Annotated in this window: 10 protein-coding genes; 5 read left to right on the top strand and 5 right to left on the bottom strand. The window is 58.4% G+C overall.

The features are described from left to right. The first annotated feature begins 2 nt into the window (after positions 1–2). From argE to AC2FLZ_RS16495, 4 genes are read left to right on the top strand one after another with little or no spacing between them, the layout of a single operon-like run. The gene (gene argE, locus AC2FLZ_RS16480; protein ID WP_496882433.1) at positions 3–1,169 is read left to right on the top strand and encodes an acetylornithine deacetylase; all 1,167 of its coding nucleotides are present in this window, start codon (positions 3–5) and stop codon (positions 1,167–1,169) included. A 43-nt stretch (positions 1,170–1,212) separates the two neighbouring features. After that, entirely contained in the window at positions 1,213–2,379 is a 1,167-nt protein-coding gene (locus AC2FLZ_RS16485) for a M20 aminoacylase family protein (RefSeq protein WP_480516356.1), read from the top strand. A gap of 15 nt (positions 2,380–2,394) precedes the next feature. Further along, entirely contained in the window at positions 2,395–3,558 is a 1,164-nt protein-coding gene (locus tag AC2FLZ_RS16490) for a M20 aminoacylase family protein (RefSeq protein ID WP_480622277.1), read from the top strand. Positions 3,559–3,582: 24 nt separating this feature from the next. Continuing rightward, on the top strand, positions 3,583–4,746 hold the full coding sequence (locus AC2FLZ_RS16495; RefSeq protein ID WP_480476043.1) for a M20 aminoacylase family protein: 1,164 nt from the start codon (positions 3,583–3,585) through the stop codon (positions 4,744–4,746). Between the two features lie 43 nt (positions 4,747–4,789). Here AC2FLZ_RS16495 and AC2FLZ_RS16500 read toward each other — a convergent pair whose 3' ends face one another. Then, entirely contained in the window at positions 4,790–6,112 is a 1,323-nt protein-coding gene (locus AC2FLZ_RS16500) for a 3-deoxy-D-manno-octulosonic acid transferase (protein WP_496882430.1), read from the bottom strand. Between the two features lie 3 nt (positions 6,113–6,115). After that, entirely contained in the window at positions 6,116–7,123 is a 1,008-nt protein-coding gene (moaA, locus tag AC2FLZ_RS16505) for a GTP 3',8-cyclase MoaA (protein WP_480476047.1), read from the bottom strand. 90 nt (positions 7,124–7,213) lie between these two features. Between moaA and AC2FLZ_RS16510 the strand changes: the two genes are divergently transcribed. Next, positions 7,214–7,645: a hypothetical protein gene (locus tag AC2FLZ_RS16510; protein WP_480516362.1), complete on the top strand. Its 432-nt coding sequence runs from the start codon at positions 7,214–7,216 to the stop codon at positions 7,643–7,645. On the opposite strand, the gene AC2FLZ_RS16515 is transcribed toward AC2FLZ_RS16510, so the two are convergent. The 3 genes from AC2FLZ_RS16515 to glmS form a co-directional block, all read right to left on the bottom strand. Next, positions 7,633–8,319: a DNA alkylation repair protein gene (locus tag AC2FLZ_RS16515; protein WP_496882431.1), complete on the bottom strand. Its 687-nt coding sequence runs from the start codon at positions 8,317–8,319 to the stop codon at positions 7,633–7,635. The genes AC2FLZ_RS16510 and AC2FLZ_RS16515 overlap by 13 nt on opposite strands. After that, positions 8,313–8,867 (bottom strand): pyridoxamine 5'-phosphate oxidase family protein, encoded by a 555-nt coding sequence (locus tag AC2FLZ_RS16520; protein WP_496809146.1) that lies wholly within the window; start codon positions 8,865–8,867, stop codon positions 8,313–8,315. The genes AC2FLZ_RS16515 and AC2FLZ_RS16520 overlap by 7 nt, the downstream gene beginning before the upstream one ends. 3 nt (positions 8,868–8,870) lie before the next feature. After that, on the bottom strand, positions 8,871–10,344 hold a 1,474-nt coding region (gene glmS, locus AC2FLZ_RS16525; protein WP_496882432.1), incomplete at its 5' end, for a glutamine--fructose-6-phosphate transaminase (isomerizing).

Below are 10,344 nucleotides of genomic sequence, written 5' to 3' on the forward strand. Positions count from 1 at the left end.
CGATGGGCAAGCGCCTGACGCCGCTTGAGATCATGACCAAGCTGATCTCATTTCCAACCGTGAGTCGTGACACCAACCTGCCGTTGGTCGACTGGGTGGACGAATACCTGCAAAGCCATGGGATCACGTCGCACCGCTGGGCTGATCCGAATCAGCCGCATAAGACGGCAATCTTTGCGCATGTCGGCCCTTTGGAAGAAGGCTCAGTTGTGCTGTCCGGGCACACGGATGTAGTGCCGGTTGACGGGCAACCCTGGGACACCGACCCCTTCACCGTGACCGAGAAGGACGGCAAATATTTCGGGCGCGGCACCTGCGACATGAAGGGATTTGATGCGCTTGCCATCTGGACGCTGGTCGAGGCGCATTACGCAAATGTGAGGCGACCGCTCCAACTTGCGCTGAGTTTTGATGAGGAAGTCGGGTGTACCGGAGCGCCGCCGATGATCGAGGCAATGCAGGGCATTTTGCCCAAAGGCTCGGCGGTGATCGTAGGTGAGCCGTCGATGATGCAGGCGGTAACGGGTCACAAGGGCGGTTTCGGCTTTGACACCCATATCGTCGGGTTCGAAGTTCACAGCTCGATCATGCACACAGGCGTCAACGCCATCATGGCAGCGGCCCCATTGATCGACTGGGCCAACCAGCAGAACGCGCGGAACTTGGCGGCGCAACCCAGTGCCGTTGCCGCCGTATTCGATCCACCCTGGACAACCTGCCATGTCGGTATGATTGAAGGCGGAACGGCCCACAACATTACTGCCAAAGACTGCCGGTTCATGATGGATTTTCGGACCGTGCCCGACGAAACGCAGGCCCAATGGCGAGATGCCTATTTCGAACAGGTTCGGCACATTGAGGCTCAGATGCAGGCCGTTCACCCGGATACCCGCATCGAACTGACTGAAAACTTCGCGATTCCGGGGTTGATCCCGGAAGAGGATGGTGAAGCCGAAGCACTGGTACGCGCCCTGACCGGAGACAACGCAAGCCATGTGGTCAGTTACGGGACCGAGGCAGGCCAGTTTCAGGAGGCCGGGTATTCTGCCGTGATATGTGGACCCGGAGACATAGCGCAGGCACATCAGCCGAATGAGTTCGTTACGATTGAACAATTCGAAGCCGGTCATAAATTCATGCAGCGATTGGTTGAAAAACTATGCGCCTAGCCCGGTGTAATACGGTGCCAGCGGTTGAAAGGGAGGTCTTGAGATGCCCGTAAAAAACAGACTTGCGGAAATGCATGGCGAGATCACCGAATGGCGCCGCCACCTGCACGCCCATCCGGAGCTGATGTATGACGTCCATGAAACTGCGGCATTTGTTGCCGCACGTCTGAAAGAGTTTGGAGTGGACGAGATCACTCCGGGCATTGGCAAAACAGGTGTTGTCGGGGTGATCAAAGGGCGCACGGATACGCAGGGGCGCGTCATCGGCCTGAGGGCGGACATGGATGCACTTCCGATTGAAGAGGCGACAGGGCTGGACTATGCCTCGACCGTGTCGGGCAAGATGCACGCCTGCGGACATGACGGGCACACTTCGATGCTGCTTGGGGCCGCGCAGTACCTTTCCGAGACGCGCAATTTCGATGGCACTGTGGTTCTGATCTTCCAGCCCGCCGAGGAAGGCGGGGCCGGCGGTCTGGCCATGTGTCAGGACGGGCTGATGGACCGCTGGGGCATTCATGAGGTCTATGGCATGCACAATATGCCCGGTCTTCCAGTGGGCGAATTTGCAATTCGCCCCGGCGCGTTGCTGGCCTCGTCCGATGAGTTTGAAATCACGGTCACTGGCAAGGGCGGACACGCCGCCGCGCCGCATGAGGCGGTGGATACAACGCTAGTGGCCTCGCATATCGTTGTTGCCTTGCAATCGGTGGTGTCCCGGACCGTTGACCCGATCAAGCGAGTTGTCCTCACCGTTGGGACGTTTGTGACGGATAGCGTTGCGTCGAACGTGATCGCTCATACGGTGCGTTTGCAGGGAACCGTGCGGACACTTGACCCCGAGTATCGTACAATCGCCGAAGAACGCGTGCGCCGGATTGCCGAGGATACAGCCTCGGCCTTTGGCGCGAAGGCGGAGGTTATCTGGACACCCGGATACCCGGTGACAGTGAATTCCGAGGCCGAAACGGGCTATGCGGCCGAGGCGGCAGCTGCGGTCGCGGGCAAGGTCAACGACAGCACGGACCCTATCATGCCGTCCGAAGATTTTGCCTATATGCTTGAAGAACGCCCCGGCGCGTACATCTTTATCGGGAACGGGGATACGGCCATGTGCCACCACCCGCAATACAACTTTGACGACGACGCGATCCCCGCCGGTTGCAGCTGGTTTGCCGAGCTTGTGGAACGACGATTGCCTGTCGCATGAAACAGGGAGAATGACATGCCGATCAAGAACCGTCTCGCAGAGATGCATGATGAGATCACCGGTTGGCGGCGTGACATTCACCAACACCCGGAAATTCTGTACGACACTCACCGCACCAGTGCGCTGGTTGCGGAAAAGCTGAACGAGTTTGGTTGCGACGAGGTCGTGACTGGCATCGGTCGCACCGGAGTCGTTGGTGTCATTCGCGGCAAAAGCGACACACGGGGCCGTGTGATTGGCCTGCGCGCCGATATGGACGCCCTGCCGATGCAGGAACAGACCGGGTTGGACTATGCCTCGGAAATACCGAATGCGATGCATGCCTGTGGTCATGACGGCCATACGGCGATGGTTTTGGGGGCCGCCAAGTATCTGGCGGAAACCCGCAATTTTGATGGCACGGCAATCGTGATCTTTCAGCCCGCCGAAGAGGGTGGAAATGGTGCCGAGGCCATGTGCAAGGACGGTCTGATGGATCGGTTCGGCATTCAGGAAGTCTATGCGATGCACAATGTGCCGGGTATTCCTGCCGGGCAGTTTGCCATTCGTTCGGGGCCGTTGCTGGCGGCAGCGGATGAGTTTGACATCCATCTTGAAGGGCGCGGCGGCCACGCGGCAAAACCTCATCAGACGATTGATACAACGGTGATGCTGTCGCAGCTGATCGTGGCGTTGCAGACGATTGTGTCGCGCAATGCGAATCCGATTTTGCAGGCCGTGCTGTCTGTGACCTCGGTCGAGACGTCCTCGAAAGCGTTCAACGTGATCCCGCAATCAGCACGGATCCGCGGCACTGTTCGGACCCATTCCAACGAGTTGCGCGACCTGATCGAACAACGGCTGAAGGAAGTCTCGGAAGGGATCTCTGCAACATTTGGCGGGTCTGTGAACGTCACCTATAAACGCGGTGTTCCGGTGACGATCAATGCCGAAGCTCAGACGGGATATGCAGCAGAGGCCGCGGTGTCGGTTGGGGGCAGTTGCATTGAAGCGCCGATGGTGATGGGGGGCGAGGATTTCTCGTTCATGCTGGAAGAGAGGCCCGGGGCATTCATCGTTTTGGGCAACGGTGACAGTGCCGGGCTGCACCACCCCGAATACAATTTCAATGACGAGATCATCCCCATTGGGTGCTCGTGGTTTGCGGAAATGGTCGAGCGCCGGATGCCAGCGGCTTGACCTGAATCAGGAGAGAGAAAAGACATGCCAGTCAAGAACCGCTTTGCCGAATTGCAGAATGAAATCACGGAATGGCGAAGGGATCTGCACGAAAATCCCGAGATCCTGTTCGAAACCCACCGCACCAGCGCGAAAGTGGCCGAGAAGCTGAAGGAGTTCGGCTGCGATGAGGTTGTGACCGGTATCGGACGTACCGGTGTTGTCGGGGTGATCAAAGGCAAGTCGGACAGCAAGGGAAAGGTGATCGGCCTGCGCGCAGATATGGATGCTTTGCCGATACATGAGGCAACGGGGTTGGACTATGCCTCGAAAACGCCGGGTGCGATGCATGCTTGTGGCCATGACGGGCACACCGCGATGTTGCTGGGGGCGGCAAAGTACCTGTCGGAAACCCGCAACTTTGACGGCACTGTTGTCGTGATCTTCCAACCTGCTGAGGAAGGTGGCGGCGGGGGCCGCGAAATGTGCGAAGACGGAATGATGGACCGCTGGAACATTCAGGAAGTCTACGGCATGCATAATTGGCCGGGGCAGCCTGTTGGCAAGTTCGCAATCCGGCCGGGTTCGTTCTTTGCGGCAACTGATCAGTTCGATGTCACCTTTGAGGGTCGCGGCGGACATGCCGCCAAGCCGCATGAGACTGTGGATACTACAGTTCTGGCAGCGCAGGCAGTCCTTACGTTGCAAACGATTTCTTCGCGCAATGCCGACCCAATAGACCAGGTCGTGGTGTCTGTGACATCGTTTGAGACGTCATCCAAGGCATTCAATGTGATCCCTCAGACCGTGCAGATCAAAGGCACCGTGCGCACAATGAGCAAGGGCATGCGGGATCTGGCTGAAAAGCGGATCAACGAGATTTGCAACGGTGTAGCGGCCACGTTTGGCGGCACCGCTGACGTGACTTACATTCGCGGGTACCCGGTAATGGTGAACAGCGACGAGCAAACAGAGTTTGCGGCGGATGTGGCCCGGTCGGTGTCCGGTGATTGCGACGAGGCACCGTTGGTCATGGGGGGCGAAGATTTTGCCTTCATGCTGGAAGAGCGCCCAGGCGCCTATATTCTTGTGGGCAACGGTGACACCGCAATGGTTCATCACCCGGAATACAATTTCAACGACGAAGCCATTCCGGCCGGATGCAGCTGGTGGGCAGAGATTGTTGAACAGCGGATGCCAGCCGCCTGATGGTGAGGGTGGGGGCTCTGCCCCCACACCCCCGGGGATATTTCTAGCCAGATGAAGCGGGATCCTTTGCTTGCAGATCAAGCACCGTGCAGAGGGTTTCGACGACGGCATCCAAGGCGGTCGACTGCGTATTGACGCAGGATTGTGCAGCCCTTCGGGCGGCTTGAAGGGCATTCTGGTCCGACAGCCAATGTGAAACGGCCTCAGAGAGGTCAGCGGATGTCTGGACCTCGACAGCGCCCTTGGCGTCGATCAGCGGGGCAAAGGTTTCTGCAAAGTTGAAATACCCTGGGCCGGTGACCACGGCGGCCCCAGCCTGTGCCGGTTCAAACGGGTTGTGTCCGCCAATCTCTTTCAGTGAGCCCCCAAGGAACACGATCGGGCAAAGCGCGTACCAGGTTCCGGTTTCGCCCAGCGTGTCGGCAACATACACGTGCGTCGTATCTGTGATCGGTGCATTTTTTGACCGGAAGGATGCCTTGAGCCCGGCGTTGTTCAGAAGTTCTGCAACCTCGCCGCGTCGTTCGGGGTGGCGTGGGATCAGTAGCAGCAGAAGGTCGGGCCAATGTTGCAATAACGCCTTGTGGGCTGTCAGAACGCTGTCCTCTTCTCCGGCATGGGTGGAACTGGCGATCCAGACAGGTCTGGCGGCTATTTGCGCACGAATGTCGTCCAGCGTGCTCTGGTCCACAGGTAGAGGATCGGACATGGCCTTGAGGTTGGTGCCGGGCTGCACCCGTTGGGCTGGGGCACCCATGGCAATCAGGTTGGCTGCTGTTTTGTTGTTTTGCGTTAAGAGCAGGCGAAATTTATTCAGGACAAACCTTGCTGTTTTAGGGCGCTTCTTCCATCCGGCGACAGATTTGTCCGACAATCGAGCATTCAGCAGAGCCAGCGGAATGTCGCGCCCCGCGCTTTCGACAATCAGCCGCGGCCAGATCTCGCTTTCGACGAAGATCCCGGCATCGGGTTGCCAATGGTCCAGAAAGCGTTGAACCGGGCCGGCTGTGTCAAGCGGTGGGTACTGGTGTCGGGTGCGAGGCGGCAGTCGCTTTTCGATCAGGGCCGCTGAGGTTGGCGTTCCTGAGGTGATCAGAAACTCGGTTTTGGGAAGGCGGTCGGCCAGCCGATTGATCAGAGTGAGGACCGACAGGCTTTCGCCGACACTGGCGGCGTGGAACCAGATCAACTGCCCTGCGGGGCGGGGCATACTGGCATGGCCAAGACGCTCCTGTTGGCGATTGGCTGGTACACCGGCAGCCTCAAGTTTCTTTCGGACGGTTCTCCAGACCAGAGGTGCGGCCAGAGAGATCAAGGCGCAGTACAGGGAGTACAGTGCTGTGGGGCGGTCTTGGTGATCCGGCATATATCAGCCGCCTGTATGGCTCATATGGCGGCTCATCCGACCATCAACGGACTGGCGAGAATAGTCGAAGTCATGACCTTTTGGCTTCAGGTTAATCGCCGCACGGATGGCATCTTCAAGCGGCTGTTCGGTATCGGGGTGATCCCGCAATGCGCCCCGCAGATCCGCCATGTCCTCCTGCCCCAGACACATATAAAGCTCGCCGGTGCAGGTCAGGCGCACGCGGTTGCAGCTTTCGCAGAAATTGTGGGACAGGGGCGTGATGAAGCCGATCTTCTGACCTGTTTCTTCCAGCCTGATATAGCGGGCCGGTCCGCCTGTGCGTTCGGCCAGATCAGTGATCGTGTAATGGTTTTCGTACTCTTTGCGCACATCCTTGAGAGACCAGTATTGATCCAGTCGATCCTCGTTACCGATATCGCCCATCGGCATGACCTCGATCCAGGTCAGGTCCATGTCGCGCTCGGCGCACCATTCGGTGATCTTCGGCAGTTCGGGTTCGTTGAATCCCTTGAGCGCAACAGCGTTGATCTTGATCCGCAGCCCGGCCTTTTGCGCCGCGTCGATGCCATTCAGTACCTGTTTGAGGCGGCCCCAGCGCGTGACTTTTGCAAATTTGTCGTCATCCAGCGTATCCAGGGAAACATTCACACGGCGCACACCGGCGGCATAAAGATCTTCGGCAAAGCGATGCAACTGCGAACCGTTTGTCGTGAGCGTCAGCTCTTTCAACGCACCGCTTTCCAAGTGGCGGGTCATGGCGTTGAAGAAGGTCATGATATTGCGACGAACCAATGGCTCACCGCCGGTAATGCGCAGTTTCTCGACGCCCATTCTCACAAAGGTCGAGCACATGCGATCCAGCTCTTCCAGCGTAAGAAGGTCTTTCTTGGGCAGAAAAGTCATGTTTTCGGACATGCAGTAGACACAGCGAAAATCACAGCGGTCCGTAACGGAGACGCGGAGATACGTGATAGCGCGGGCAAACGGGTCGATGAGCGGAGCAGACATGCGACATAGGTAAAGCTGTAACCTGCCTGCGACAAGTGCGAACTGCGCTTTGCACTGGATCACACCCGCATGGGGTTGTAGTTTCCGGGAATGAAAAAGGCATTTGTTTTTCTATGCGTTGTTTTGACCGGGTGCGATACTGTCCGGGCATCGACGGAACGTGTGTTCGGGTCGGGGGATGAGGCGGCTGCGGCCGTATCGGACGTTGAAACTGCGCCAGTTGTCGCTGAGGAGGTTCTTCGGCCCGAGCCGGTTGCGGCACGCCCCAGTTGGGTCGGAGCCAAAACAACCATTGCCGGGCTTGGTGATCCGACCACACCAGGGCGCTGGATGCAGACGCCGCTGGTCGATAGCGAGGTAACGGCGCGAGTTGTTGTGCCCAGAACCGGCGCGCAGGCCTATATCACCCTAGTTCCTGCCGCAGGCCCGGAAAGTAGCGGCAGCCGCTTGTCGCTGGATGCCATGCGGGCCCTTCTGGTGCCATTAGACGAACTGGTCGAAGTCGCGGTCTATGCCGACTGACTTTTCAGGTATTTGGCTGCTTCGCGTCGGGCGAACGGTTTCATGGCATCACCATGTCTGTCCAGAAACGCGATCACACGTTCGGGGTCGTGTTTGGACAGTTCCCGGAGCCACCAGGCGATTGATTTCTGAATAAACCAGTCGCGGTCAGGGACATATCCGGCGGCCCAGCCGAGGATACAGTCGCGACGTTGCAGGTCTTCGGGCTTGGGGTGGTTCTGTTTGGTCCAGGGCAGTGTTGCGACAAGGGCCGCGCGCCGGGTCCACATGTGATCGGACTGAGTCCACTGTTCGACGACAATCAGTCTCTCGGGGTCGGCCATCAGTCGTTTTTGCATCGCCATGCAGGCATGATCGGCGACGGCCCAGGCGACAAAATCCGGTAGCCAGCTTTGAAGCAGGTCCCAAACCTGATCGTCGGGCCGGATGCGGGTCTGGGTCAGAAGCTTGGCCGCGGCAAGGCGCGCTTCGTGGATATCGGTTTGCCACAGCGCCTTGGCCAGCGCGACGTGTTTATTCACATCCAGCTCTTGCCGCCATGCTTTGGTCAGATCGTTGAGAACCGGGTTGGCGACGCCCAGATAGACGCGATCCGCCTTGTGATAACTGGCCATCTGACTCGCACGTTCGGGGTCGGCATGGGCTTTGATCTGATCAAGAAAAGTGGTCAGCATCGGGGCCAGACCGGAACGCCTGTTGGTTCGCCGTCTATCGTCTGGCTGTTCTTTTCTGCCCAATAAGACCGGATGTCGCCGTCCGTTTTGCCATCGACCCATTTCTGCATCGTGTCGCGGTCGGACTGGAATGCCATGAACGGCACTGCATACCCGCAGGAGGTCTGAACCATTTCGATCGACTGGTCGTAGATCTGCCGGGCGCTGCGGTGGTTGGGGAAAAGATTGGCCAGTTCATCCCAGCCCTCATCTCCGACGTGCAGAGTGCGGGCAGTGCCATATGTGCGCAGGATCAGTGGGCGCGTGGTGAAGGAGCACCACATCAGTGTCATCCTGTTGACCTGCATCAGATGCCCCGCCGTCTCGTTGCCGCTGCCAGTCAAGTTCATCCAGACGATGCGGTTTGGTCCCAGCACCCGCAGCGAGTCCATACCTTTGGGCGAGATATTGACCTTCCCCTCGGTCCCGGCGGTGCCGACGAAGAACATATGCTGATCTTCGATGAACTTTTGATGCGCGTCATCAAGCTGGGGAAACTGTTTGGACATGGGTCACTCTACCGTCACTGATTTTGCCAGATTGCGCGGCTGGTCTACATCCGTCCCTTTGGCTACAGCCGTGTGGTATGCCAGCAACTGTGCGGGAACCGAATAAAGGATCGGCGCAAGACTGGTGTGAATATGTGGCATCCGGATTGTGCTCCAGACGCCGTCTCCGGCCTCGTCAATTCCATCATCATCAGACACAAGGATCACTTTGCCCTTGCGCGCCATCACTTCCTGCATGTTCGACACGGTCTTGTCGAACACGGTGTCGCGGGGTGCCATGACGACAACAGGCATATGCTTGTCGATCAGGGCGATGGGTCCGTGTTTCAACTCGCCCGATGCATACCCTTCGGCGTGGATATAGCTGATTTCCTTGAGCTTCAGCGCCCCTTCCATTGCCAGAGGATACATCAGGCCACGGCCCAGGAACAGAACGTCGCGCGCCTCGGACAGGCGTTGGGCTGCTTTGCGGATCGCCCGGTTCTGATCCAATGCCGTGTTCAGCACGGTCGGCAATCCGCGCAGCGCAGCGGTGTGATCGGCGATTTCCTCATCGGTCAGAGTGCCGCGGTCGGCCGCTGCCTTGAGCGCCAGCATCAGCAAAACGCTTAGTTGACAGGTGAAGGCTTTGGTCGAAGCCACACCGATTTCAACGCCAGCATGGATCGGCAGGGCGATATCGCTTTCCCGAGCAATCGAGCTTTCGGGGACATTGACGACGGAAACGATCTTGTCCGCCTTGCCCTCGCAATAGCGCAGCGCGGCCAAGGTGTCGGCGGTTTCACCTGACTGGCTGACAAACAGCGCCAGTGTGCGACCCGTGATCGGAGGTTCGCGATAGCGGAACTCGCTGGCGATATCGACTTCCACCGGCATCTTTGCCAGTTGCTCGAACCAGTATTTCGCAGTCAGGCAGGCATAAAACGCTGTACCGCAGGCGACCATGGTCAGACGGTCCAACTTGCTGAAATCCAGCTCGGCGTCGGGTAACACCACGCGATCACCGCCCGTGGGCAGGTAGGATCGGATGGCCTCAGCCACAACGATAGGCTGTTCAGCGATTTCCTTGGCCATGAAATGCTTATGCTCGCCCTTGTCGGCGCGCGCATGATCCAGCTTGATCTTGCGCTTTTCCCGGTTGGCCAGTTCACCGGCCTCGTTGCGGATTTCCAATGATGTTCGGGTCAGAACCGCGCGGTCGCCTTCCTCAAGATAAGTGATCTGGTTGGTTAGCGGCGCAAGGGCAATGGCGTCCGAACCCACATACATCTCACCATCCCCGTGGCCGATGGCCAGAGGTGATCCTTTGCGGGCGGCTACAATCAGGTCGTCCTCACCATCGAACAGGAATGCAAGGGCGAAGGCACCTTCCAACTTGTCGATGGTCTTGAAAGCGGCCTCGACCGGGGACATGCCTGTGTTGAGGTGATGTTCCGTCATCAGCGCGACGGTTTCCGTGTCGGTTTCGGTCTTGAAG

The organism is Ruegeria sp. YKSF131, assembly GCF_059612645.1.

Bases quoted from the DNA above. Each gene is read 5' to 3' on its own strand.
- argE (WP_496882433.1), top strand. From the start codon at position 3: ATGGGCAAGCGCCTGACGCCGCTTGAGATCATGACCAAGCTGATCTCA.
- AC2FLZ_RS16485 (WP_480516356.1), top strand. From the start codon at position 1,213: ATGCCCGTAAAAAACAGACTTGCGGAAATGCATGGCGAGATCACCGAA.
- AC2FLZ_RS16490 (WP_480622277.1), top strand. From the start codon at position 2,395: ATGCCGATCAAGAACCGTCTCGCAGAGATGCATGATGAGATCACCGGT.
- AC2FLZ_RS16495 (WP_480476043.1), top strand. From the start codon at position 3,583: ATGCCAGTCAAGAACCGCTTTGCCGAATTGCAGAATGAAATCACGGAA.
- AC2FLZ_RS16500 (WP_496882430.1), bottom strand. From the start codon at position 6,112: ATGCCGGATCACCAAGACCGCCCCACAGCACTGTACTCCCTGTACTGC.
- moaA (WP_480476047.1), bottom strand. From the start codon at position 7,123: ATGTCTGCTCCGCTCATCGACCCGTTTGCCCGCGCTATCACGTATCTC.
- AC2FLZ_RS16510 (WP_480516362.1), top strand. From the start codon at position 7,214: ATGAAAAAGGCATTTGTTTTTCTATGCGTTGTTTTGACCGGGTGCGAT.
- AC2FLZ_RS16515 (WP_496882431.1), bottom strand. From the start codon at position 8,319: ATGCTGACCACTTTTCTTGATCAGATCAAAGCCCATGCCGACCCCGAA.
- AC2FLZ_RS16520 (WP_496809146.1), bottom strand. From the start codon at position 8,867: ATGTCCAAACAGTTTCCCCAGCTTGATGACGCGCATCAAAAGTTCATC.